Origin of the sequence: Streptomyces sp. NPDC088730 (assembly GCF_044751215.1) — a bacterium.
In the GTDB taxonomy this organism is placed as follows: Bacteria; Actinomycetota; Actinomycetes; order Streptomycetales; family Streptomycetaceae; genus Streptomyces.
In genome coordinates this window covers 427,700-451,470 of record NZ_JBIVLK010000003.1, presented here as the reverse complement: position 1 = coordinate 451,470, position 23,771 = coordinate 427,700, and the positions used below count along the sequence as shown (strand labels likewise).

20 protein-coding genes are annotated in these 23,771 nt (G+C 71.5%); 12 read left to right on the top strand and 8 right to left on the bottom strand.

Annotated features, from left to right (window positions below; genetic code table 11):
* Positions 1 to 37: 37 nt before the first annotated feature.
* Together ACIP89_RS13945 and ACIP89_RS13940 are read right to left on the bottom strand one after the other, a co-directional pair.
* Positions 38 to 949: an SAM-dependent methyltransferase gene (locus ACIP89_RS13945; RefSeq protein WP_402115012.1), complete on the bottom strand. Its 912-nt coding sequence runs from the start codon at positions 947 to 949 to the stop codon at positions 38 to 40.
* 80 nt (positions 950 to 1,029) lie between these two features.
* Entirely contained in the window at positions 1,030 to 1,944 is a 915-nt protein-coding gene (locus tag ACIP89_RS13940) for an SAM-dependent methyltransferase (RefSeq protein WP_402115010.1), read from the bottom strand.
* A 363-nt stretch (positions 1,945 to 2,307) separates the two neighbouring features.
* Here ACIP89_RS13940 and ACIP89_RS13935 point away from each other — a divergent pair, with 363 nt between their 5' ends.
* The 4 genes from ACIP89_RS13935 (at position 2,308) to ACIP89_RS13920 (ending at position 9,286) form a co-directional block, all read left to right on the top strand.
* On the top strand, positions 2,308 to 5,769 hold the full coding sequence (locus tag ACIP89_RS13935; RefSeq protein ID WP_402115007.1) for a UvrD-helicase domain-containing protein: 3,462 nt from the start codon (positions 2,308 to 2,310) through the stop codon (positions 5,767 to 5,769).
* A 10-nt stretch (positions 5,770 to 5,779) separates the two neighbouring features.
* Positions 5,780 to 7,174 (top strand): dipeptidase, encoded by a 1,395-nt coding sequence (locus ACIP89_RS13930; protein ID WP_402115004.1) that lies wholly within the window; start codon positions 5,780 to 5,782, stop codon positions 7,172 to 7,174.
* Positions 7,175 to 7,218: 44 nt separating this feature from the next.
* Entirely contained in the window at positions 7,219 to 8,163 is a 945-nt protein-coding gene (nudC, locus tag ACIP89_RS13925; protein ID WP_401920731.1) for an NAD(+) diphosphatase, read from the top strand.
* Between the two features lie 289 nt (positions 8,164 to 8,452).
* Entirely contained in the window at positions 8,453 to 9,286 is an 834-nt protein-coding gene (locus tag ACIP89_RS13920; protein ID WP_401928290.1) for a bifunctional 5,10-methylenetetrahydrofolate dehydrogenase/5,10-methenyltetrahydrofolate cyclohydrolase, read from the top strand.
* Positions 9,287 to 9,486: 200 nt separating this feature from the next.
* Here the strand turns inward: ACIP89_RS13920 and ACIP89_RS13915 are convergent, their stop codons facing one another.
* Both ACIP89_RS13915 and ACIP89_RS13910 read right to left on the bottom strand, forming a co-directional pair.
* A complete protein-coding gene (locus ACIP89_RS13915; protein ID WP_402115003.1) occupies positions 9,487 to 10,296 on the bottom strand; it encodes a phosphotransferase in 810 nt (269 codons plus the stop codon).
* A 114-nt stretch (positions 10,297 to 10,410) separates the two neighbouring features.
* Complete coding sequence (locus ACIP89_RS13910) at positions 10,411 to 10,653, bottom strand: mycoredoxin (RefSeq protein WP_401920727.1); 243 nt, start codon at positions 10,651 to 10,653, stop codon at positions 10,411 to 10,413.
* A gap of 275 nt (positions 10,654 to 10,928) precedes the next feature.
* Between ACIP89_RS13910 and ACIP89_RS13905 the strand changes: the two genes are divergently transcribed.
* The 4 genes from ACIP89_RS13905 to ACIP89_RS13890 all read left to right on the top strand — a co-directional run bounded on the left by ACIP89_RS13905 (position 10,929) and on the right by ACIP89_RS13890 (position 14,518).
* Complete coding sequence (locus ACIP89_RS13905; protein WP_402115001.1) at positions 10,929 to 13,118, top strand: ATP-dependent DNA helicase UvrD2; 2,190 nt, start codon at positions 10,929 to 10,931, stop codon at positions 13,116 to 13,118.
* A gap of 166 nt (positions 13,119 to 13,284) precedes the next feature.
* Positions 13,285 to 13,620, top strand: coding sequence for a hypothetical protein (locus ACIP89_RS13900; RefSeq protein ID WP_401927632.1), 336 nt, complete (start codon positions 13,285 to 13,287; stop codon positions 13,618 to 13,620).
* 173 nt (positions 13,621 to 13,793) lie between these two features.
* Positions 13,794 to 14,162 carry a WhiB family transcriptional regulator gene (locus ACIP89_RS13895; protein ID WP_401920723.1) on the top strand — a complete coding sequence of 123 codons (369 nt, stop codon included), beginning with the start codon at positions 13,794 to 13,796 and terminating at the stop codon, positions 14,160 to 14,162.
* Positions 14,159 to 14,518, top strand: coding sequence for a hypothetical protein (locus ACIP89_RS13890; protein ID WP_401920721.1), 360 nt, complete (start codon positions 14,159 to 14,161; stop codon positions 14,516 to 14,518). The genes ACIP89_RS13895 and ACIP89_RS13890 overlap by 4 nt, the downstream gene beginning before the upstream one ends.
* A 280-nt stretch (positions 14,519 to 14,798) precedes the next feature.
* Here the strand turns inward: ACIP89_RS13890 and ACIP89_RS13885 are convergent, their stop codons facing one another.
* Both ACIP89_RS13885 and ACIP89_RS13880 read right to left on the bottom strand, forming a co-directional pair.
* Entirely contained in the window at positions 14,799 to 16,280 is a 1,482-nt protein-coding gene (locus tag ACIP89_RS13885) for an ABC1 kinase family protein (protein WP_402114998.1), read from the bottom strand.
* Positions 16,281 to 16,321: 41 nt separating this feature from the next.
* Positions 16,322 to 17,470: a ThiF family adenylyltransferase gene (locus tag ACIP89_RS13880; RefSeq protein WP_401921067.1), complete on the bottom strand. Its 1,149-nt coding sequence runs from the start codon at positions 17,468 to 17,470 to the stop codon at positions 16,322 to 16,324.
* 187 nt (positions 17,471 to 17,657) lie between these two features.
* Here ACIP89_RS13880 and ACIP89_RS13875 point away from each other — a divergent pair, with 187 nt between their 5' ends.
* The 4 genes from ACIP89_RS13875 to ACIP89_RS13860 all read left to right on the top strand — a co-directional run bounded on the left by ACIP89_RS13875 (position 17,658) and on the right by ACIP89_RS13860 (position 21,484).
* A complete protein-coding gene (locus tag ACIP89_RS13875; RefSeq protein ID WP_401920718.1) occupies positions 17,658 to 18,281 on the top strand; it encodes a M48 family metallopeptidase in 624 nt (207 codons plus the stop codon).
* A 107-nt stretch (positions 18,282 to 18,388) separates the two neighbouring features.
* Positions 18,389 to 20,017, top strand: a complete 1,629-nt coding sequence (locus ACIP89_RS13870) for a TerD family protein (protein WP_402114996.1) — start codon at positions 18,389 to 18,391, stop codon at positions 20,015 to 20,017.
* A gap of 11 nt (positions 20,018 to 20,028) precedes the next feature.
* Positions 20,029 to 20,709: an AIM24 family protein gene (locus tag ACIP89_RS13865; RefSeq protein ID WP_024492722.1), complete on the top strand. Its 681-nt coding sequence runs from the start codon at positions 20,029 to 20,031 to the stop codon at positions 20,707 to 20,709.
* A gap of 19 nt (positions 20,710 to 20,728) precedes the next feature.
* Complete coding sequence (locus tag ACIP89_RS13860; protein WP_401920715.1) at positions 20,729 to 21,484, top strand: AIM24 family protein; 756 nt, start codon at positions 20,729 to 20,731, stop codon at positions 21,482 to 21,484.
* Positions 21,485 to 21,585: 101 nt separating this feature from the next.
* On the opposite strand, the gene ACIP89_RS13855 is transcribed toward ACIP89_RS13860, so the two are convergent.
* Both ACIP89_RS13855 and ACIP89_RS13850 read right to left on the bottom strand, forming a co-directional pair.
* Positions 21,586 to 22,137 carry an NUDIX hydrolase gene (locus ACIP89_RS13855; protein WP_401920714.1) on the bottom strand — a complete coding sequence of 184 codons (552 nt, stop codon included), beginning with the start codon at positions 22,135 to 22,137 and terminating at the stop codon, positions 21,586 to 21,588.
* Positions 22,134 to 23,636 (bottom strand): zinc-dependent metalloprotease, encoded by a 1,503-nt coding sequence (locus ACIP89_RS13850; protein ID WP_402114994.1) that lies wholly within the window; start codon positions 23,634 to 23,636, stop codon positions 22,134 to 22,136. The genes ACIP89_RS13855 and ACIP89_RS13850 overlap by 4 nt, the downstream gene beginning before the upstream one ends.
* Between the last annotated feature and the right edge of the window lie 135 nt (positions 23,637 to 23,771).

Here is a 23,771-nt window from a genome sequence, read left to right as displayed (position 1 = left end):
CCGGCGTGTGCCGGCGGGTGCGCCCGGCCCCGGCCCGTCACGGTTTGCGGGCCATCACCCCGTACACACTGACGTCCGCGTCGGTGACGTCGTTGATGTCCTGGTAGCGCGTCCGGTCCAGGACGTCCAGGCTCGCCACGAACTCCCGGTCGGGATCGGCGGCCTCCGGTAGATCGGTGACCCGCTCGGGACGCCAGCGGTGCACGGGGACGACGCCGGGGTCGAGCATCTCCAGACCGTTGTCGGTCACGAAGCGCTCCACCTGGGCGTGCGAGCGGCGGACCATGGCGAAGCCGCGTTCCTTGAAGGCCTTCGTCACCTGGCCGACCTGCTCGGGGTTGAGGTCCGAGCTGACGTTGCTCAGCACGAGATGGCTGCCCGACGGGATGGCGTCGACGAGCTGCCTGACGATCGGGTAGGCCTCCTCGTCCTCGATGAAGTGGAGGACGGCCGCGAGCACCAGGGTGACGGGGCGGTCGAAGTCGAGGGTGCGGCGGGCGGCTTCGAGGATCTTGGTGGGGTCGCGGAGGTCCGCCTCGATGTAGTCGGTGCTGCCCTGGGGCCCGCTGGTGAGCAGGGCCTGCGCGTGGACCAGCACCACCGGATCGTTGTCCACGTACACGACCCGCGCGTCGGGCGCGATGGCCTGCACGATCTGGTGGACGTTCTGCTGGGTCGGCAGCCCCGTGCCGACATCCAGGAACTGCCGGGCGCCGTTCCTGGCCGCGAGCGTTACCGCGCGCCGCATGAAGTCCCGGTTGTGCCGCACGGTGAGGTACCCGCGCGGATTGGCCTTCAGAGCCATGGCCGCTGCCTCGCGGTCGGCGGGGTAGTTGTCCTTGCCGCCGAGGAAGACGTCGTAGACCCGGGCCGGATGCGCCTTCGTGGTGTCGATGCGCTGCCTGAGGCCGGCGGTGTCGGAGGTGACTGCGGGGGTGTCGGAGCTCATCTGGACTTCCTCGTAGGGCTGTTGGCATGAGACATGCGACTGTGGTGTGCGGGGGGGTGCCGGTCCGGACGCCCGCGCCTTCACGGCTTGCGCGCGACCGTGACGTAGATGTTGACGTCCTCGTCCGTCGCTTCTGCGAGGCTCACGTACTGCCCCTGATCGAGGTGGTCGAGCTGTTCGAGGTGCTCCGGCGCCGTTCCCCGTGCCTCGGTCGCGTCGGCAGCGTGGTCGGGCCGCCAGTGGCGGGACGGGACGATGCCGGGCTCCAGCGGCTCCAGGCCGTTGTCGCTCAGGAAGCGCCCGATCTCTTCGCGCGGTCGCAGTACGAAGGAGAACCCGCGCTTGCGGAACGTGTCCGCCACCTTGTTGATCGGCACCGGGTTCATATCGGCACTGAGATGGCTCAGGACCAGGTGGCTGCCGGACGGAAGCGCCTCCACGAGCTGCCTGACGACGGGGTAGGCCTCCTCGTCCTCGATGAAGTGGAGGACGGCCGCGAGAACGAGCGCGATGGGCCGGTCGAAGTCGAGGGTGCGGCGGGCGGCTTCGAGGATCTTGGCGGGGTCGCGGAGGTCCGCCTCGATGTAGTCGGTGCTGCCCTGGGATCCGCTGGTGAGCAGGGCCTGCGCGTGGACCAGCACGATCGGGTCGTTGTCCACGTAGACGATCCGCGCGTCCGGTGCGATGGCCTGGGCGATCTGGTGGACGTTCTGCTGGGTCGGCAGCCCGGTCCCGACGTCGAGGAACTGCCGGATGCCCGCCTCGCCGGCCAGCGCGGTCACGGCCCGCCGGACGAAGTCCCGGTTGTGCCGTACGTCGAGATGCCCGCGCGGATTGGCCTTCAGGGCCAGGCCCGCTGCCTCGCGGTCGGCGGGGTAGTTGTCCTTGCCGCCGAGGAAGACGTCGTAGACCCGGGCCGGATGCGCTTTGGTGGTGTCGATGCGCTGCCTGAGGCCGGCGGTGTCGGAGGTGGCTGCGGGGGCGTCGGAGCTCATCTGACCGTCCTCGTAGGGATGTTGATGCGACTGATACGACTGACACGACACGCGCCAATCTAGACGGTCTGTAACGGCCTGCACCCCGGTACCGGCCAGAACAGGAGCACCCTCGGACGCTCCGGTGAGATGGGCGGCTGTGAGCTGAGGGCCCGCTAGCTGACCGCCCGCTCACCGGTGTCTGCGTGCGCCCGGCTCACAGCTGTCTGCGTGCGCTCCGCTCGCTGCCGGCGGTACGCGCCCGCTCGCAACCGTCTGCGTGCGCCCGGCTCAGAGCTGTCGGTGTGCGCCTGCTCACGGTCGTCCGGGTGCGCCCGCTCACGGCTTCGTGGGTTGTCGGCGCGTCCGGTTAGCCTCTGTGGAGTGTCCTCACACCTCACCGATCCCGAGCAGCTCAAGGAGCTCCTCGGGATCCCCTTCACCCCGGAGCAGACGGCGTGCATCACCGCGCCGCCCGCCCCGCAGGTGATCGTCGCCGGAGCCGGGTCCGGGAAGACCACGGTGATGGCGGCCCGTGTGGTGTGGCTCGTCGGCACCGGACAGGTCGCCCCCGAACAGGTCCTCGGCCTCACCTTCACCAACAAGGCGGCCGGCGAGCTGGCGGAGCGCGTCCGCAAGGCGCTGGTCGCGGCCGGCGTCACCGATCCGGAGGTCATCGACCCGGACAACCCGCCGGGCGAGCCCAGCATCTCCACGTACCACGCCTTCGCCGGCCGGCTCCTCACCGAGCACGGGCTGCGGATAGGGCTCGAACCCACCATCCGCCTCCTCGCGGACGCCACCCGCTTTCAGCTCGCCGCCCGCGTACTGCGCGAGGCGCCCGGCCCCTACCCGGCCCTGACCAGGTCGTTTCCCACCCTGGTCAGTGATCTGCTGGCGCTGGACGCCGAGCTGGCCGAGCATCTCGTACGCCCGGAACAGCTCGCGGAGTACGACACCGAACTGCTCCAGACGCTGGAGAGCGCCAAGCTCAGCAACGCCGAACTGCGCAAGATCCCCGAGACCGCGGAGGCCCGCCGCGAGCTGCTCTCGCTGACCCGGCGCTACCGCGAGGCGAAGCGGAGCCGAGACCTCCTCGACTTCGGCGACCAGATCGCGCTCTCCGCACAGCTCGCCCTCACCCGCCCCGAGGTCGGCGCGATCCTGCGCGAGGAGTACCGGGTCGTCCTGCTCGACGAGTACCAGGACACCTCCGTGGCCCAGCGCCTCCTGCTCTCCGCCCTCTTCGGCAGCGGCCCCGACGGCATCCCGTCCGGGCACGCGGTCACCGCGGTCGGTGACCCCTGCCAGGCCATCTACGGCTGGCGCGGCGCCTCCGTGGCCAACCTCGACGACTTCCCGAGCCACTTCCCGCAGGCCGACGGCGCCCCCGCGACCCGCTACTCCCTCAGCGAGAACCGCCGCAGCGGCGGCCGCCTCCTCCACCTCGCCAACGGACTGGCCGAACCGCTGCGCGCCATGCACGAGGGCGTCGAGGCACTGCGCCCCGCACCCGGCGCCGAGCGCGACGGTCTCGTCCGCTGCGCCCTGCTGCGTACCCACACCGAGGAGATCGACTGGGTCGCGGACTCGATCGCCCACCTGGTGCGGACCGGCAAGGCGCCCGGCGAGATCGCCGTCCTGTGCCGTACCGCCGGCGACTTCCCGCAGATCCAGGCAGCGCTGGTGGCCCGGGACATCCCGGTCGAGGTCGTCGGCCTCTCCGGGCTGCTGCACCTCCCCGAGGTCGCGGACCTCGTCGCGGTCTGCGAGGTCCTCCAGGACCCGGGGGCCAACGCCTCCCTGGTCCGGCTGCTCACCGGCCCCCGCTGGCGGATCGGCCCCCGCGACCTGGCGCTGCTCGGCCGCCGGGCCCGCCTCCTCGTCCACCGGGCCTCCCACGCCGACGACGAGGACTTCGACCCCGACCGCCGCCTCGCGGAGGCCGTCGAAGGCATCGACCCGGCCGAGGTGATCTCGCTGGCCGACGCCCTGGACACCTTCCTCGACTCCGGGGGCGAGGAGGACGACCGGCTGCCGTTCTCCACCGAGGCCCGCATCCGCTTCGCCCGCCTCGCCACCGAACTGCGCGAACTGCGCCGCTCGCTGGCCGACCCCCTGATGGACGTACTGCACCGGGTCCTGAGCGCCACCGGACTCGAAGTCGAGCTCTCCGCCTCCCCGCAGGCCCTGGCCGCCCGCCGCCGCGAGACCCTCGCCAACTTCCTCGACGTCGCGGCCCGCTTCGCCGCCGTCGACGGTGAGGCCACGCTCCTCGCCTTCCTCGGCTTCCTGCGCACCGCCGCGCAGTACGAGAAGGGCCTGGACAACGCGCTGCCCGGCGGCGAGAACACCGTCAAGGTCCTCACCGCCCACAAGTCCAAGGGCCTCGAATGGGACGTCGTCGCCGTGCCCGGCCTGGTCAGCGGCCAGTTCCCCAGCGGCCAGTCCCGCGACGCCTGGACCTCCCAGTCCAAGGTCCTCCCGCACGCCCTGCGCGGCGACACGGCCACCCTGCCCGTCATCCACTCCTTCGACGCCAAGGGGCTCAAGGGCTTCAAGGAGGAGATGAAGGAGCACCAGCACACCGAGGAGCTGCGCCTCGGATACGTCACCTTCACCCGCCCCCGCACCCTGCTGCTCGGCTCCGGCCACTGGTGGGGCCCCAGCCAGAAGAAGACGCGCGGCCCGTCCGGCTTCCTGCACGCGCTGTACGAGCACTGCGCGGCCGGTCACGGCGAGATCGAGGCCTGGGCGGACGAGCCGGCCGAGGACGAGGAGAACCCGGCCCTGGCCGAGTCGGCGGCCGACCACGCCTGGCCGCTGCCGCTGGACGACACCGCGCTGTTCCGCCGCAGGGCCGCCGCCGAGACGGTGATGGCCCACCTGACGGCCCTGGCCGAGGCGGGGCCGGTGCCTGACGCGTACGGGGCGGCGGAGCAGCCGCCTCCACCGGACGACACCCGCCCCGGGCCCCTCGGCGACGAGCTGTTCCCCGAGGACGATCCCTTCCTGGACGAAGCGCCCTTCCCGGATGACGACGACGAGCCCGCCGCCCCGCACATCCCCGGGGCCCCGCACATCCCCGCCGCCCGGCTGCCCGAGCGGGCCCCCGCGCGCCTCACCCCCGAGGAGTCGCGCACCCTCACCCCCGAGGAGTCCCGCACCCTCGCCTCCTGGGACCGCGACCTCGACGCCCTCGCCGGGGAGCTGCGCCGGGCCCGCGCCACCGTGCGCGACGTCCTCGTCCCCGCCTCGCTCTCCGCCACCCAGCTGATGCGCCTGGCGGACGACCCGGACGGCTTCGCCCAGGAGCTGGCCCGGCCCATGCCCCGCCCCCCGCAGCCCGCCGCCCGCCGGGGCACCCGCTTCCACGCCTGGGTCGAGTCCCGCTTCGAGGAGCTGCCGCTGCCCATGCTCGGCCCCGAGGAGCTGCCCGGCGGCGAGGAGAGCGACGCCGACATCGCGGACGAGCACGATCTCGCGCTGCTCAAGGAGGCCTTCGAGCGGACCCCGTACGCCCGCCGGACCCCGTACCGCGTCGAGACGCCGTTCCAGATCACGCTGGCCGGCCGGATCGTCCGGGGCCGGATCGACGCGGTGTACCGCACCGGGGACACGTACGAGATCGTCGACTGGAAGACCAGCCGCACCAACACCGCCGACCCCCTCCAGCTCGCCGTCTACCGCCTCGCCTGGGCCGAGCTGCACGGACTGCCGCTCACCGACGTCTCGGCCACGTTCCTCTTCGTCCGCACCGGCGAGAGCGTCCGCCCCGGCCGCCTCCCGGGCCGCCGGGAACTGGAGCGCATCCTCCTGGACGAGCCACCTCCCACGGACGGATAAGCTGAAGGTCATGAGCGACACCCCGGACAGCGCCGTCCGTACGTACACCGAGCAGCACCGCACAGCCTTCCTCCACGACCTCGCGGAGTGGCTGCGCATTCCCTCCGTATCCGCGCAGCCGGAGCACGAAGGGGACGTACGGCGCAGCGCTCAGTGGCTGTCCGCCAAGCTCAAGGAGACCGGTTTCCCGGTCACCGAGATCTGGGAGACGGACGGCGCGCCGGCCGTCTACGCCGAGTGGCCGTCCGACGACCCGGACGCCCCCACGGTCCTGGTGTACGGGCATCACGACGTGCAGCCCGCCGCCCGCGAGGACGGCTGGGACACCGACCCGTTCGAGCCGGTCATCCGGGACGGCAGGATGTACGGGCGCGGCGCGGCTGACGACAAGGGCCAGGTGTTCTTCCACACCCTCGGCGTCCGGGCCCACCTCGCCACCACCGGCCGCACCAGCCCCGCCGTGCACCTCAAGCTCCTCGTCGAGGGCGAGGAGGAGTCGGGCTCCCCGCACTTCCGCGCCCTGGTCGAGCAGCGGGCCGGCCGGCTCACCGCGGACGCCGTGATCGTCTCCGACACCGGCATGTGGGACGAGAGCACCCCGACCGTCTGCACCGGCATGCGAGGGCTGGCCGAGTGCGAGATCGAGCTGCGCGGTCCCGGGCAGGACATCCACTCCGGCTCGTTCGGCGGCGCGGTCCCCAACCCGGCGACCGAGATCGCCCGGCTCGTCGCGGCGCTCCACGACCCGGACGGCCGGGTCGCAATCCCCGGTTTCTACGACGGCGTGGCCGAACTGACCAGCACCGAACGCGAGCTCTTCGCCGCGCTCCCCTTCGACGAGACCACCTGGCTGCGCACCGCCAAGTCGCAGGCCGCCTCCGGCGAGGCCGGCTACTCCACCCTGGAGCGCGTCTGGGCCCGCCCCACCGCCGAGGTCAACGGCATCGGCGGCGGCTACCAGGGCGCCGGAAGCAAGACGATCATCCCGTCCGCAGCCCGGGTCAAGATCAGCTTCCGGCTGGTCGCGGGCCAAGAGCCGGACCGCGTCCAGGAGGCCGTACAGGCCTGGGCCGAGGCCCGTATCCCGGCAGGGATCGGCCACCGGATCACCTTCCTCCCCGCCACCCGCCCCTGCCTCACCCCGCTCGACCACCCCGCCCTGCAGGCCGTCGCCCGCGCCATGGGCCGGGCCTTCGGCAAGAAGATCCTCTTCACCCGCGAAGGAGGTTCGGGACCCGCCGCGGACCTGCAGGACGTGCTCGGCGCCCCCGTCCTCTTCCTCGGCATCTCCGTACCGTCCGACGGCTGGCACGCCCCCAACGAGAAGGTCGAACTCGACCTGCTGCTCAAGGGCGTGGAGACCACCGCCCACCTCTGGGGCGAACTGGCGGCCGCACTCCGCTGAATCCTCTGAACACCCGATCCATCCCGGGGGAGTAGGAAGCACCTGTGAGCACCTTCGACAACGCCACCACCGACCGGCCCATCGGTCTGACCGCGCCCAGCGGCATCGACCGCGCCGCACACCACCGCCTCGACGAGGCCTGGCTGGCCGCGGCGTGGAGTCACCCGACGACCCGGGTCTTCGTCGTCTCCGGCGGGCAGGTGCTAATCGACGACACCGACGACGGCACCGAACTCGTGATGACCCCCGCTTTCGAGGCGCCCCTCACCGAGACCCACCGCTACTTCCTCGGCACCGACGAGGACGGCGTCAGCTACTTCGCCCTCCAGAAGGACTCCCTGCCGGGCCGCATGGACCAGTCGGCGCGCCCCGCCGGGCTGCGCGAGGCCGGACTGCTCCTCGGGGCCCGCGACGCCGGACTGATGGTGCACGCGGTGGCGCTGGAGAACTGGCAGCGGCTGCACCGCTTCTGCTCGCGCTGCGGCGAACGCACGGTCATCGCGGCGGCCGGACACATCCGCCGCTGCCAGGCCTGCGGCGCGGAGCACTACCCGCGCACCGACCCCGCGGTCATCATGCTCGTCACCGACGACCAGGACCGGGCCCTGCTGGGCCGCCAGGTCCACTGGCCGGAGGGCCGCTTCTCCACCCTGGCCGGTTTCGTGGAGCCGGGCGAGTCGATCGAGCAGTCCGTGGCGCGCGAGGTGTTCGAGGAAGCGGGCATCACGGTGGGCGAGGTCGAGTACGTCGCCAGCCAGCCCTGGCCCTTCCCGTCCAGCCTGATGCTCGGTTTCATGGCACGGGCCACGACGTACGAGATCAACGTCGACGGCGAGGAGATCGAGGAGGCACGCTGGTTCTCCCGCGAGGAGCTCACAGCCGCCTTCGAGTCGGGCGCGATCCTGCCCCCGTTCGGCATCTCGATCGCGGCCCGGCTGATCGAGATCTGGTACGGCAAGCCCCTCCCGAGGCCGCGCAGCGCCGGCTGACCCCGGAGCGAGGACGCGAGGCGAGCGGGGACGCGCGCCGGCGGGGAAACGCGCGGCCGCACTCCCCGCGCCGCTCGCGCACCTCTACAGTGGACGCGGGCCGTGACTGGCGCTGAGGTGGAGCACCACCGGGGAGCGGCCGCAGAGAAACACCGGCAGTCCATGGGGCTGCCGGAGCCGTGCGCCTGGGCGACCGACCACGATCCCGCGATCCCCGCGGCCCGTCGGCCGACGTGATCGCCCGAGCGCCCAGGAGTACCTCGTGAACCCGACCCGCACGGCTCAGCTGATGGACGGCACCGGCCTCGCCCGCCGGAGCGTCGAGGAGACCACCGCCGCGGCCGCGGAGATCCGGCTGCGCACCGGAACACCGCCCTGCCTGGCCACGGTCCTCGTCGGCGAGGACCCGTCCTCCGTGACGTACGTCAAGATGAAGCGAAACCGGTGCGCGCGTGCGGGCATCGAGTCCCGGCACGTGGCGCTCCCGGCCGACGCCACCACCGCGGACGTGGTGGCCGCGGTGACCGCGCTGTCGAACGACCCCGGAGTCCACGGCATCCTGTTGCAGCACCCGATGGGCGCGCACGTCGACGAACGGGCCGCCTTCGAGGCGATCGCCCCCGAGAAGGACGTCGACGGGGTCACCATGCACTCCTTCGCGGCGATGGGTTTCGGCCTCCCCGGCTTCGTCTCCTGCACCCCCGGCGGCATCATGCGGCTGCTCGACGCGTACGAGGTCGGCCTCGCGGGCAAGCACGCGGTGGTCGTGGGACGCAGCGCCATCCTGGGCAAGCCCGCCGGAATGCTCCTCCTCGGCCGCAACGCCACGGTGACGTACTGCCACTCGCACACCGCCGACCTCCCCTCGATCGTGCGGCAGGCGGACGTGCTGGTGGTCGCGGTCGGCCGGCCGCGCTTCATCACCGGGGCCGACATCAGGCCCGGCGCTGTGGTGATCGACGCGGGCTACAACGAGGGCAACGTCGGTGACGTCGATTTCGAGACAGCGGCCGAGCGCGCGAGCCTGATCACCCCGGTCCCCGGCGGAGTCGGCCCGATGACCATCGCCGTCCTCCTCGAACAGACGGTGGCGGCAGCGTCCCGCCAGCTCGGCCTGAGCTGACCCCGGGCGGGCCGCCGACCGTGCCGGCGCTCACGGCGTCCGCACGGTCAGCGGCGCGTTTTCACCGGGTGGGACGGCCGACGCCCGAACATGCCAGTACGCGCCTGAACACGCCAGTACCCGTCCGTGCGCGCCTGTACGCGTCTGCACATGTCTGCACTCCGTACGCGTCCGTACGCGCCTGTACGCGTCCGTATACGTCAGTTCAACAGAGCGGCCGCGAACGTCTGTCGGTGGGCGGCCAGCCAGGCCTGCATGCGGTCCCAGCGCTCCCATCCGCCTCGGTCGGCCAGTGCCCGGAGGTAGACGGGGTCACCGTCGGCCACGCGGCGGGCGACGAAGCCCCGGCAGGTCTCCGTGGCCTGCTCGATCGCACCCGGCAACGCGGCACGTTCCGCCGTCGGGAGGCCGTAGCCGTCGGCGAGGATCCGCAGCCGGGCGCACACATCCGGCCCGCCGGGATACAGGGCGGCCGCGGACACCGGATCGAGCATGGGCACCCAGTAGCGGGCGGCCATGGCGAGGTCCCAGAGGGGGCGGCCCGGAGCCGCCATGTCGAAATCGATCAGGGCGGCGGCCCGGCCGTCGCGGAAGACCACGTTGTCCGGGCACACGTCGTTGTGGCACACCATCGTTCCGCCCGCCGGGTCGGCGAGATCCTGCGGCCAGCCGACGTCCGCACCGACCCCGACGGCCTCGCTCGCCGCATGCAGGCGGCGCAACAGCCGCCCCACCGATTCGAGGGCCGTCGTCGTCAGCACCCAGTCCGCAAAGGGTGGCAGAGCCACCTCGCCGGGAACGAAGGTCAGCTGCTCACGGCCGGCGCCGAGGCCGACGGGAGTCGGAGCGGCGTCGAATCCCTGCTCCCGCAGCGCGCGGAGGTGGGCGTGGAGGGCGGGGGCGTGCGGCGGTGCCGGCCGGTCCACCAGCTCGCCCCGGCGGAAGACGGCGCCCGCGTTCGCCATGCCTCCGTACAGTGCCTCGCCGTCCGCCCCGCCCCCGGTCGCCATGCCGATCACGCTACCCGCGAGCCGGCCTCCCAGGGCGGACCCGGGGAAACCGGCGGACATGGAAAACCCCCGATCCGGCACCGGGCCGGTCGGGGGCGTGCGCGTCAGCGCGGGTCAGGCGCCGAGCGCCTGCTTCACCTGGGCCAGCGAAGGGTTCGTCAGCGTCGAACCGTCCGGGAAGAGAACGGTCGGGACCGTCTGGTTCCCGCCGTTCGCCTTCTCGACGAAGGCCGCGGAGTCCGGGTCGTGCTCGATGTTGATCTCGGTGTACGCGATGCCCTCGCGGTCCATCTGACCCTTGAGCCGACGGCAGTATCCGCACCACGTGGTGCTGTACATCGTCACAGTGCCCGGCATGTCTTGGCGCTCCTTTGTCTCTTCGGTCCCGGCAAACCCGTCACATCCCGGCACGGTCTCGTCCGTCGTGCGCACGAGCTCGTCCGTCGTACGCACGAGCCGGAACGTGCGTTGCCGCACGCAGTAGGGAACGCACATGACCTGGCCGCCATTCCCGGCGCCGCTGCCCGCGCTGTTCCCGGTCAGGGTGCGCCGGTCCGGGATTAGTACGACTGATGCGTCACCCCTGTGGACAACTTCCGCGTCCGCCTCTACCGACCTGGCAGCATGGCGGGGTGACATCAGCAACGCATTCCACCCTCTTCCCTCAGGTCCCCGACTCCGCCGACGCCATCCTGGACGGGCTCGATCCCGAGCAGCGCGAGGTCGCCACGGCTCTGCTGGGCCCGGTGTGCGTGCTGGCCGGAGCCGGTACGGGCAAGACGCGCGCCATCACCCACCGCATCGCCTACGGGGTGCGCGCCGGGATAGTCCAGCCGACGAGTGTGCTCGCCGTCACGTTCACCAACCGGGCCGCCGGGGAGATGAGGGGACGGCTGCGCCAGCTCGGGGCGGGCGGGGTGCAGGCGCGGACCTTCCACTCCGCGGCCCTGCGCCAGCTCCAGTACTTCTGGCCGAAAGCCGTCGGTGGTGATCTGCCCCGGCTGCTGGAGCGCAAGGTCCAGCTGGTGGCAGAGGCGGCGGCCCGCTGCAACATCCGGCTCGACCGCAACGAGCTGCGCGATGTCACGAGCGAGATCGAATGGGCCAAGGTCACCCAGACCGTGCCCGCCGACTACCCGGCCGTGGTCGCCAAGTCCCAGCGCGACGCCCCGCGCGATCCCGCCGAGATCTCGCAGGTCTACGCGATGTACGAGCAGCTGAAGCGGGACCGCACGGTGATCGACTTCGAGGATGTGCTGCTTCTGACCGTCGGCATCCTCCAGGACCGGCACGACATCGCGGACCATGTGCGCAGGCAGTACCAGCACTTCGTCGTCGACGAGTACCAGGACGTCAGCCCGCTCCAGCAGCGGCTGCTCGACCTCTGGCTGGGCGACCGGGACAACCTCTGCGTGGTGGGCGACGCCAGCCAGACGATCTACTCCTTCACCGGAGCCACCCCCGACCACCTGCTGAACTTCCGCACCCGCCACCCCCGGGCCACCGTCGTCAAGCTGGTGCGGGACTACCGCTCCACGCCCCAGGTGGTCCACCTGGCCAACGGGCTGCTCGGCCAGGCCCGGGGCAGGGCCGCCGAGCACCGGCTCGAACTGGTCTCGCAGCGCGAGCGCGGCCCCGAGCCCGCCTATACGGAATACGCGGACGAACCTGCGGAGGCCGAGGGCACCGCCCGCCGCATCCGCGACCTGATCGCGGCCGGTGTCCCGGCGGGCGAGATCGCGGTGCTCTACCGGGTCAACTCCCAGTCCGAGGTCTACGAACAGGCCCTGGCCGACGCGGGGGTGCCGTACCAGCTGCGGGGCGCCGAGCGGTTCTTCGAGCGCCCGGAGGTACGGGAAGCGGGCGTCGCCCTGCGCGGCGCGGCCCGTGCCGGGGGCAATGACTCCCTGCTGGACGACGCGCAGGGGCTGCCCGCCGAGGTCCGCGCGGTGCTGTCCACCAAGGGCTGGCGGAGCGAGCCGCCCGCCGGCTCCGGCGCGGTGCGCGACCGCTGGGAGTCCCTGGCCGCCCTGGTCAGGCTCGCGGAGGACTTCGAACGGGCCAGGCCCGGCGCGACCCTCTCCGATCTGGTCGCCGAGCTGGACGAGCGGGCCGCGGCCCAGCACGCCCCCACGGTCCAGGGAGTCACGCTGGCCTCGCTGCACTCGGCGAAAGGCCTGGAGTGGGACGCCGTGTTCCTGGTCGGACTGACCGAGGGCATGATGCCGATCACCTACGCCAAGACGGACGAGCAGATCGAGGAGGAGCGCCGGCTGCTGTACGTCGGTGTCACCCGGGCCCGCTTCCACCTCTCGCTGTCGTGGTCGCTGGCCCGCTCGCCCGGCGGCCGGTCCGGACGCCGCCCGAGCCGCTTCCTGAACGGGCTGCGCCCCGGCTCCGCGGCGCTGGGCTCCAGGAGTGCGGCGGGCGGCAGCGGCGGCATCGAGCGGCCGGCGGCGGCCCGGCGCAAGCGTCGCGGGCCCGCGCTGTGCAGGGTGTGCGGCAGAACCCTCACCGACGCCGGTGAGATGAAGCTGATGCGCTGCGACGACTGCCCGTCGGACATGGACGAGGCGCTGTACGAGCGGCTGCGCGACTGGCGCGCGGTCCGGGCCCGGGAGATCAGCCAGCCCGCCTACTGCGTGTTCACCGACAAGACGCTGATGGCGATCGCGGAGGCAGTGCCCGGCAGCGAGGGCGAGTTGGCCGGGATCCCCGGCGTCGGCGCGCGGAAGCTGGGCCGCTTCGGTGGCGCCGTGCTGGACATCTGCGCAGGTGGGGACGGGGCGGAGGAGTCCGCGGAGGCCGACGAGGAGGTGTGAGAAAAACTCGTCGAAAAAATAGTTTGCGCCCGCCCCAGTCATCACCATAGGTTCTTAACCACGGGAACAGCGACTTCTCTGAAGCCCTGATCCTGTGCTGTACTTATCCGAATACGTAGGACCGGCTCGGTCGGTCCGCCCTAGACGCCGAGAGGAGGCGATTGAAGTGATCAGCACCATTGAGACCAAGAAAATGACCGATCTCTCGGTCGTCTCCGCCTGCTCGCTCGGCCTCGCCTGCTCTTCGACGTCTTCCCTGCGTGGCACCGGTATGTCCGGCATCTCCGCCGTCAGCCCGCTGTCCCTGGTGAGTCTTCCCGAGCAGGAGCGTAATGAGCGACCGACCCAGGCACCGACAGCAGCAGTAGCGAAGGGACAGGCCCAGGCCTATGCCTTTGCGGCCGTCGGTGCGGGAGCGGAAGCCGGAGTCACGAAGCAGACGACGCATCACCACTCGATGTGGGCCTTCCGTGGGCCTGAACCCTGGAGAGATCCAGCCTGATCGACGATCAGGCCGGCGCCTTCAGGGCCGCGGAACCCCACTCGGGATCCGCGGCCCTTTTGTTTTGCCCAAACGGACGAGACAGCACGAAGGAGCCTCGGGACAAGCAACAACTGGTACCAGCCGCCCCCCGGCCAACAGGCCGGAAACGACCAGACGAGGACACCACCACCGTGCAACTCGAAGCGCACGCCCCGTCCGTACCGCCTTCCGAAACGATCCCCCCGCCCGGCCTCACGGAGGACTCCGCCTTGCAGCCCCTCACCGCGCTCACCGCGCTCGACGACGCCATCGAGAACCTCGGCGTGCCCGTCCCGTGCCGTTCCTACGACCCCGAGGTCTTCTTCGCCGAGTCCCCGGCGGACGTCGAGTACGCCAAGTCCCTCTGCGGCACCTGCCCGCTCGTCGAGGCCTGTCTCGCCGGCGCCAAGGAGCGTCGCGAGCCGTGGGGTGTCTGGGGTGGCGAGCTCTTCATCCAGGGCGTCGTCGTTGCTCGCAAGCGTCCGCGTGGCCGCCCGCGCAAGAACCCGGTCGCGGCATGATCGCCGGCCTGGAGGTCACGGCCCCCAAACCCATGAAGCGCATCGGAACCATCGACCGTCCCCAGACCCACGACCCCCGAAACCAGGCACCAATGACCATCCCCACGAGGGAGCCCGTCGGCTCCGCGACACCGGACGTCACCATCATCGGCGCGAACGACTCGCGTCAGAACAGGACCCGTGAAATGCAACTCATCCCAGAAGCCCTGGCTCGTGCCCATATGCACGACCGCCTGCGGGAAGCCGACGCGGACCGTCAGGCCGTGCGCCTGGTCACCGCCCGGCGGATGCAGCGCCGGGCCGAGCGCGCCTCGATGCGTGCCCGGCGCGCGCTCGCCATGGCGGTCATGCACTGATCCGGGCAGGACAGACGCAGGACGGAACGCAGGACAGAACGCAGCGTAAAGAAGACACGGCAGTAAAGAAGACGCCGCAGTGAAGAAGACGCAGCAGTAGACGAGCACAGCGGTACCGAACGCCGGGCCGTACCGCTGCGGGGCAGCCGCTCTCTGACCCGCAGCGAACGGTACCCAGTACCGAATTCACCACCCCTGCCTCGGGGCCGGTCCACGCGGACCGGCCCCGAGGCCGTTCCGCGTGGCGCCGCGTCGACTCCGACCGGTGGGTGAAGGGCCGCTATGTCGCGAGCTCCGACGGGGCCTCCCCGGGACACTCCTCCTCGGCCCACTCCTCCTCTTCCTGCGGCAGGAACCCCGGCAGCCAGGATTCGAGCTCCTCGCGCAGCCGGACCGTCGCGCCGAGCTGGCAGAGCACCCCTATCGTGCTCAGCGTCACGCGGTGTATGAGCAGATAGGCGGGGGGCAGATTCAGCTGCTTGCCCAACTGGTGGGCGGGAGAACGCGGATCCGCTATCCGGGCGGCCTGATTGCGCATCCAGCCCCGGCTGAAGGCGAACTCCTCCACCAGGGCGGGTTCGATGATCGGCCGCAGGTAGTCGAGCACCGCGTCCGGCGCGAGGTCGACCGAATCCCTGACGAACCCCTCCTCGCGCAGCAGCTCGTACACCGCGTCCGCGTCGCCCTGGAGGGTCAGCCGCAACGAGTTCCCGATGGTCGGCGGCAGTCCGCCTGGCAGCCGGTCCACCGTCCCGAAGTCGAGGACACCGAGCCGCCACCGGTCGGCCCCGGTCTCCGCCGTGCCGTCGGTGTCCGCCGGGTCGGCAGGGTCGGCCGTGCCGTCGGTGTCCTCCGGGTCCGCCGGGTCTGACGGCTCGGCCGGGTCCGGGGGCAGCAGCCGGAAGTTGCCCGGGTGCGGGTCGGCGTGCAGCAGTCCGGTGCGCGCGGGGCCGGAGAAGAGGAACCGGGCCAGCAGCTGACCGGCCCGGTCCCGTTGCTCCGCGGTTCCGTCCGCGATCACATCGGCCAGCGGCACACCGTCGATCCACTCCGTGACCAGCACCTGATCGGACTGGTGGACCACGCCCGGGACCACGACATCCGGATCGTCGGCGAACTCCTCCGCGTGCTCCCGCTGCGACTGCGCCTCCTGCTCGTAGTCCAGCTCCTCCGACACCCGGTCGCGCAGCTCCGTGATCAGGGGCTTGATGTCCATGCCCGGAACCAGCGGGCCGAGGAGCCGGGCGAACCGGCTGAGCTGGGTCAGGTCCGAGAGCAGCGCCTCCCCGGCGCCCGGGTACTGCACTTTCACCGCGACGTCGCGCCCGTCGTGCCACACCGCCCGGTGTACCTGCCCGATCGACGCGGCGGCCGACGGCTTGTCCTCGAAGCTCAGGAACAGCTCCCGCCAGTCCTCACCGAGCCGCTCGGCCAGCACCGCGTGGACCGTGCTGTTCGGCATCGGAGGTGCGGCCTCCTGGAGTTTGGTGAGGGCCGCGCGGTAGGGGCCGGCGACCTCCTCCGGCAGGGCGGACTCGAAGACGGACAGAGCCTGCCCGAGCTTCATCGCCCCGCCCTTCAGCTCGCCCAGGACCTTGAAGAGCTGGTCGGCGGTCCGTTGCTGAACCTCGCGGGCGACAAGCTCCGCGGACTTCCCGCCGATGCGCTTGCCCAGCCCCCAGGTGGCGCGGCCCGCGAACCCCAAAGGCAGCGCGGCCAGCTTGGCGGTTCGGGTGACCGCCTTCCGGGGAAGATCAGACATATGCCCCTCCAAATCCCAGACTGCCGCGCTGCGTGCGGCGGCTACCCGGCCATTGTGTCGTGCGCCGTGCCGGCCCCGGAGGTGCGCACCCCTTCAGTGTGCCCACCCGCTCCACAGGAACAGTCGAGGTGCGCCCGGATCCGCTCCGACCGCCAGTCCAACAGCGGCAGCGCGGCTTCCCACCGGGCCCCGGTGCAGGCGGGCAGCTCCCCGTCGAGGAAGGCCAGTGCGTGGGCGGCGGCCAGACCCGCCACCGCCGTCGCCAGGCCCAGATCGCAGGCCTGCACGGCGGTGCGCCGGCCGGACTGCCACTGAGCCAGCATCCGCGGCCACTCCGGGTCCCGGTCGCGCCGGTGCAGATCGAGGCATCCCGCGCACGCCGTGCCGCCCGGCAGCACCAGGGGGCCGACGAACCCGGTGGCCTCGATCACTCCGGCATAGAGATGGGGTGTGCCCGAGGCGACCCACGGCTCTGCGGTGCGCGGATCGGGGACGTAGGCGGAGAGGCTCTCGCGAGGGGCCACCACGATCAGGGACAGGCCCGGCTCGCCGCTCGCGGGCGGCCCGCCCGGCGACCGGACCGCCCGCGGCGCCGGGGAGGGAGCAGAGCGCCGGACCAGCTGCCGGGCCGCGCTGTCCCGCCGCTCTCCGGCCGACGAGGGCGGCAGTCCTCCCGGCGAGACGTCGCACGGCTCGACGCTGCCGCCGTCCAGGACCTCGACGTGGCCCACCCCGGATCCGGCCAGCACCGCGGCGAGGGCCGCACCGACCCGTCCCGCTCCCCGTACCTGGACGCGCATGGAGCGGCGGGCGGCCAGCCGGCGCATCCCGCCGCCGGGTTCGGGATGCACGACGGAGAGGGACGCGAGGTCGGGCCGGTGACGCTCCATGGCGTCCGCCCGTTTCCGTAACGCGTCGGTCTCCGGTCCGCCGGCCCGTACGTCGTCGATGAGCCCCGCGTCCAGCAAGCGGACGACGAGGGTGTCCACCTGGCTCTCGGTGAGCTCCAGCGACCTGGCCTCCTCGCGCAACAGCGGCATCCCGCGTGTCCCGTCGAGGAGCTCCAGGAAACAGCCCGTCGCGATGTCCATCGGGCCGACTTTCACCGCATGCGCGGGCGTCACACCGAATTGGACGGTGCCGCTGCCGCGCCAGGCGCGGCGCAGTGCGGGTTTCAACATCGGATGCACGGCTTCCCCCGGTCTGTACGTCTGCGTGAGATCCATTGCCAGAATGCAGCGCGCCGCAGAAACGGGCGGAAAGTTATCCACAGGCGGGGGGTATTAGTCGTTCAAATGGTGCACGCCGTGTGGCGGATCATGCGTGAACCGTTCAGGAGACGGGACTTCCCCCGCCGGCAACGGGTAACGTCGTGCCGTGCCCGCCGACCCGTCACCCGGCCTCGCCGGGGAGACCCCCGCGCGCAGCGCCGGAATCCAGCAGCGCAGCGCGGCAGACCTCCCGCCCCGCGGCTCGGCGGCGAGCGCGGTCGAGGTCCGCCGGAGCTCCCGCCGCAGCAGAACGGTCTCCGCGTACCGGGAGGGCGACCGCACGATCGTGCTGATCCCCGCCCGGATGTCCGAGGCAGAGGAGCAGCGCTGGGTGAGCGTGATGCTCGACAAGCTGGCCGCCCAGGAGAGCAGACGCATTCTCGGTGACAGCGAGCTCGCCGAGCGGGCGGAGCGGCTGTCCGCGCAGTATTTCGACGGCCGGGCCAGACCCGTCTCGGTCCGGTGGGTGACCAACCAGAACACCCGGTGGGGCTCCTGCACCCCGGCCGAGGGAAGCATCCGCCTCTCGCACCGGCTGCAGGGCATGCCGGAGTACGTCGTCGACTACGTGCTCGTCCACGAACTGGCCCATCTCCTGGTGCCCGGACACGGTCCGCGGTTCTGGCGGCTCCTGGACGCCTATCCCCGTACCGAGCGGGCGCGCGGCTATCTCGAAGGGGTGGTGGCGGCCGACCGGCTGCCGCCTCTGCCCGCCGCACGGGACGAGTGACGTTCGGCGATTCTGTACCGGGTCTGTACCGGCTTGGCCCGGGGCCGGACTTTGCGGTTAGCCTGACGCGACGCATTCAGGATCCGGATGGGGGACGGTCGTTACGCATGGCCAGGGAATTCCAACGCGGCCACAAGGCCAAGATCAGCGATCTCACACCGGGGACGGACCTGTACGTAGGTGTGCAGATCGCCGGCCCGGGACTGACCTTTGACATCAGCTGCTTCGGCCTCGATGCCAATGAGCAGCTCTCCGACGACCGGTATTTCATCTTCTTCAATCAGCCGAAATCGCCCGAGGAGTCCATTCAGCTCCTGGGTGCCCAGGCCGGTGACACCGAGTCGTTCCGCGTGACTCTGGACCGCATTCCGGCGAGCATCCACAAACTGTCCTTCACCGCCACGCTGGACGGCGCCGGACAGATGGCGCAGGTCGGCCCCGGGTACATCCGGATCGTCGCGGGCGGTGAGGAAGTCGTCAGGTACGCCTTCACCGGCTCCGAGTTCACCACCGAGCGTGCGGTGATGCTGGGTGACTTCTACCTCAAGGACGTCTGGCGGTTCGCCGCTGTCGGTCAGGGCTTCGACGGCGGTCTCGACGCGCTGCTGAAGAACTTCGGGGGCGAGGTCGCGGAGGAGGAGCCCGCGGCTCCGCAGCCGCAGTCCGCAGTCCCGTCCTTCGCCCCGCCCGCCCAGGCTTCGGCGCCCCCTCCGGCGTTCGGTGCCCCTGCCGCACCGCAGGCCCCGCAGCCCGCACCGGCCTTCGGCGCACCGGCCGCGCCCGCGCCCCCTCCGCAGCAGCAGATGCACGCCGCACCCACCATCGTGGCGCCGCTGGCCCCGCAGGGCGGCAGCGTCCCCCCGCCGTCACCGCCCCCGCCCGCTCCGTACGGGCAGCCGGGGCAGCCGCCCCAGCAGCCGCAGTTCGGGCAGGTCCCGGGGCAGGCTCCCGCCCCGTACGGCCAGCCGGCTCCGGCCCCGTACGGGCAGCAGCCTCCCGCTCCGTACGGCCAGCAGCCCCCCGGCATGCAGGGCGGCATGCCGCCGGGCGTGCCGCAAGGGGTGCCGCAGACCGGGGCAGGGCTCCTGGCCGCGCTCCAGCCGTACAAGGAGACGGCCACCGGCCAGCGCTGGACCTCGCAGAACCACCAGCTCATGCGGGTCGACCTCACCAACGGTGCCGGGGGAGTGCTGGCCAGGCAGGGCAGCATGGTGATGTACCAGGGCAAGGTCGACTTCGGCTACAAGGGCGCTGGTTTCGCCGGCCGGATCGTCGGCAACGCCACCGGCCAGGAAATGCAGCTGATGCGCTGTACCGGCCGGGGCCAGGTCTTCCTCGCCGAGGAGGGCGCCCATCTGCACGCCGTCGAACTCCAGGGCGACGGCATCTGCGTCTCCTCGGAGAACGTGCTCGCCTTCGACGAGTCGCTTCAGTACGAGGTCCGCAGGATCGAGGGCCACGGCATTCCCGGAGGCGCCCTGTTCACCATGCAGTTCCAGGGCACCGGCACCGTCGTCGTCAAGACCCACGGGGTGCCGGTCGTCCTGCCGGTCACCCCGACCACCTTCGCCGACTGCAACGCCGTCGTGGCGTGGTCGTCGGCGTCCCAGGTGATCGTCTCCAGTCAGGTCCGGCTGCGCCGCAACGCCTACCCCGGACACAGCGGAGAGACCGTGAACCTCCAGTTCCGGGGCGCACCCGGCAACTTCATCGTCGTCCAGCCCTACGAGGTCTGAGGGAGCCCGTCATGAATCAGCAACTCGCGGGCTACGCCCCGACCCCCGTCACGGCCCGGATGGAGAACCACGGCCATTCGATGCTGAAGGTGGCCATGGCCACCGGCCAGGACCTGTACGCGCGCACCGGCTCGATGGTGGCGTACGAGGGCTTCATCCAGTACGAGCCCAACCCGCCCGCCGTCCGGCAGATGGCCTCGCAGTGGATCACCGGCGAGGGCACGCCCGTGATGAAGTGCTCCGGTGACGGTCTGCTCTACCTCGCGGACTACGGCGCGGACGTGGTCGTCATCAATCTCAACAACGACTCCCTCTCGGTCAACGGCACCAATCTCCTCGCCTTCGACGCCCATCTCACCTGGGGTGTCGAACGCGTCAAGGGCCTCGCCAAGTTCGCGGGGCAGGGCCTGTGGAACGTCTGCGTCTCCGGCACCGGATGGGTTGCCATCACCTCCCGCGGCACGCCGATCGTCGTCGACTGCGGTCGCGGCGAGGACGAGACGTACGTCGACCCGGACGCCCTGGTGGCGTGGTCCCCGAACCTCAAGGTGAAGGGCAAGCGCAGCTTCAAGGCCTCCTCGCTCATCGGGCGGGGCAGCGGAGAGGCGTTCCAGATGGCTTTCTCCGGCGAGGGGATCGTCGTCGTCCAGCCGAGCGAGGACAGTACCGACCGCCTGCGGGTCCGGAACTGACGGGGAGGGAGAACACACCATGCAGAGTCCGCTCTTCAGCTACACGGAACAGCAGTCCCAGGACCGGTACGCGGTGCAGAACCCGCAGCTCCTGCGGGTCTCGCTGACCGGCCACGACGACGTCCTCGCCCGCAAGGGCGCCATGGTCGCCTACCAGGGACTGATGGAGTTCGACGGCGAGTACCGGTCGCACGAACAGCGCCGGGCCCGCGCGAGCACCGGTGAGGGCCTCGACCTGATGCGGTGCTCGGGTCAGGGCACCGTCTACCTCGCCAACCTGGCGCAGTACGTCCACGTGGTGGATGTCGACCGCGACGGCATGACGGTGGACAGCGCCTACGTCCTGGCGCTCGACTCGTCACTCCACACCGAGGTCATCGCGGTGGACAGTCAGTACGGCATCTCGGGCACCGGCAAGTACCAGCTCAACATCTCGGGCAGCGGCAAGGTCGCCCTGATGACCTCCGGCCAGCCCCTGATGATGCAGGTCACGCCCGACAAGTACGTCAACGCCGACGCGGACGCCGTCGTCGCCTGGTCCAGCTCGCTGCGCGTGCAGATGCAGGCCCAGACGCACTCCTCCGGGGTCATGCGCCGACGTGGCAACACCGGAGAGGGCTGGGAGCTCAGCTTCCTCGGGCAGGGCTTCGCCCTGGTCCAGCCGAGTGAGGTGCTGCCGCCGCAGAGCGCCCAGATCGGCCAGGGGCTGGCAGCCCAGTACGGCATGGGTCAGCAGGGCGTCCACGCCCAGAACCAGAACAACGCCTGGAGCTGAGCCGCACCCGGTGCGATCGGTAAGGGGCGGCCTCCCTGGAGGCCGCCCCTTACCCGTGCTGTCGTCCGCGCTGCGGCCCTACCCGTACCGTCGTGGCTCCGCTACCGGACGGCGCCGTCCAGCGCCGCCCGCGTACGTTCCACCAGACGCACCACCGAGGAGTCGGCGACCTCGGCGACCTCGTCGTAGCCGAACCAGCGCAGGTCCAGCGATTCGTCGCTGATCCGTTCCGTGACACCCGAGGGTGCCAGCGCGGCGTACTGGACGTCGAGGTGCCAGTTGCAGGGCGCCGGGATCGGATGCCGGTCCAGGGTGACCGGGCCGCCCGCCAGCAGCGTCAGACCGGCGATACCGGACTCCTCCGCGGCCTCCCGCAGCGCCGCACCGGCCAGCGAGGCGTCTCCGGGCTCGCAGTGGCCGCCCATCTGCAGCCACATCCGCAGCTTCCGGTGCAGGGTGAGCAGCACTCTGCCGCGCTCCGGGTCCACGACCAGCGCGCTGGCCGTCAGGTGACCGGCCCCACAGGCCTTCCACATGCCGTCGGGATGGAGCGCCAGATGGTCCAGGTAGGCCAGGCGCAGCTCCTCCTGGACGGCATCCGTCCCGCCCCCGTAGTTCTCCAGTACGAGAACGGCGTCGTCGTGCAGGCTCACTTTTCGGTGTCGTCCTTGCCGTCGCCGGGGGTGTCGCCGCTGTCCTTGCTGTCGCTGTCGCTGTCGCTGCCGTCGTCGTCCGCGGCGCTGGCGTCCTTGGCGTCCTTGGCATCGGTGCCGGCGGCGGGCTTCTGCGGCCCGTTCGCGGCCTCGCCGAGCATCTTGTCCAGCTCGGAGAAGTCCAGCTGCTCGTGGTGCACGAAGCCGTCCGGATCGTCCAGGTCGTGGGCGGTCGGCAGCATGTCGGGGTGCTCCCACAGCGCGTCGCGTCCGTCGAGGCCCCGCGCGTCCGTGAGCGAGGCCCACAGCCGCGAGGCGTCACGCAGCCGCCTCGGACGCAGCTGGAGGCCGATCAGGGTGGCGAAGGTCTGCTCGGCGGGACCGCCGGAGGCGCGCCGCCTGCGCATCGTCTCGCGGAGCGCGTCCGCCGAGGTCAGCCGGGACTTCGCGGCCTCGTGCACCACCGCGTCCACCCAGCCCTCGACCAGCGCGAGGGCCGTCTCCAGCCGGGCCAGGGCGGCCTTCTGCTCCGGGGTGTCCTCCGGCTGGAACATGCCCTGCTGAAGGGCCTCCTGCAGCTGCTCGGGCTGCGACGGGTCGAACTGGCCGACCACGTCCTCCAGCTTGCTGGTGTCGACCTTGATGCCGCGGGCGTACCCCTCCACGGCACCGAACAGATGCGAGCGCAGCCACGGCACGTGGGCGAAGAGCCGCTGGTGAGCGGCTTCGCGCAGCGCCAGGTACAGCCGCACCTCGTCCTGCGGCACGCTCAGGTCCTTGCCGAACCGCTCGACGTTCAGCGGCAGCAGCGCCGCCTTGCCGGCCGGGCCCAGCGGCAGCCCGATGTCGGTCGAGCCGACCACCTCGCCGGCGAGCGTCCCGACCGCCTGGCCGATCTGCTGGCCGAACATCGCGCCGCCCATCGACCGCATCATGCCGATCAGGGGGCCCGCCATCGCCTGCATCTCCTCGGGCAGCACATCGCCCATGGCGAGGCCGACGCGCTCGGCCACCGGGTCGACGAGCTTCTGCCAGGCGGGGAGGGACGCCTCGACCCACTCCGCACGGCTCCACGCCACGGTGGAGACGGAGCCGGAGGGCAGCGACGTCACGCCGTCCAGCCAGAGGTCCGCGAGGCGCAGCGCCTCGTCGACGGAGGCGCGCTCGGACGGACCGACGCTCGCGTCCTTGGTGCCGTCCGCGTTGCCCTGCGAGACGGTCTGGCGGGCGATCTGCTTGGCCATGTCCCAGTTCACGGGACCGCCCTCGTAGCTCAGCATCTGGCCGAGCTGCTGGAAGGCGGCGCCCAGGTCGTTCGGGTTCATCGAACCGAACATCGCGGCGAAGGGGTTGTCACCGCCCGCGCCGGGGCCGAAGCCGAGCGGGTTCGCCGGACCGCCCGAACCCTGCCCACCTCCGGTGGGGTCCTTCTTCTTGCCATGGTCGCCGTCGTCCGGCTCCTCCGGCGGAAGGCCGAATCCGAATGGGGTGTCACTCACGGGTTTCCTCGGCTCGTAGGGCCGCCGGAGGGAACCGACGGCGACTGCCCGACATCACCATCCAGCGTAGACACCAAGTCCGCTCAGGGCCTCAGTGCTCCGCCGGCTCCCGGCCTGCGGCAGGATGGACGCCAC

Coding starts and splice junctions, on each gene's coding strand:
- ACIP89_RS13930 (WP_402115004.1), top strand. CDS start 5,780: ATGAGCGACACCCCGGACAGCGCCGTCCGTACGTACACCGAGCAGCAC.
- ACIP89_RS13910 (WP_401920727.1), bottom strand. CDS start 10,653: ATGCCGGGCACTGTGACGATGTACAGCACCACGTGGTGCGGATACTGC.
- ACIP89_RS13885 (WP_402114998.1), bottom strand. CDS start 16,280: ATGTCTGATCTTCCCCGGAAGGCGGTCACCCGAACCGCCAAGCTGGCC.
- ACIP89_RS13870 (WP_402114996.1), top strand. CDS start 18,389: ATGGCCAGGGAATTCCAACGCGGCCACAAGGCCAAGATCAGCGATCTC.
- ACIP89_RS13940 (WP_402115010.1), bottom strand. CDS start 1,944: ATGAGCTCCGACGCCCCCGCAGCCACCTCCGACACCGCCGGCCTCAGG.
- ACIP89_RS13945 (WP_402115012.1), bottom strand. CDS start 949: ATGAGCTCCGACACCCCCGCAGTCACCTCCGACACCGCCGGCCTCAGG.
- ACIP89_RS13860 (WP_401920715.1), top strand. CDS start 20,729: ATGCAGAGTCCGCTCTTCAGCTACACGGAACAGCAGTCCCAGGACCGG.
- ACIP89_RS13865 (WP_024492722.1), top strand. CDS start 20,029: ATGAATCAGCAACTCGCGGGCTACGCCCCGACCCCCGTCACGGCCCGG.
- ACIP89_RS13890 (WP_401920721.1), top strand. CDS start 14,159: ATGATCGCCGGCCTGGAGGTCACGGCCCCCAAACCCATGAAGCGCATC.
- ACIP89_RS13920 (WP_401928290.1), top strand. CDS start 8,453: ATGGACGGCACCGGCCTCGCCCGCCGGAGCGTCGAGGAGACCACCGCC.
- ACIP89_RS13915 (WP_402115003.1), bottom strand. CDS start 10,296: ATGGCGACCGGGGGCGGGGCGGACGGCGAGGCACTGTACGGAGGCATG.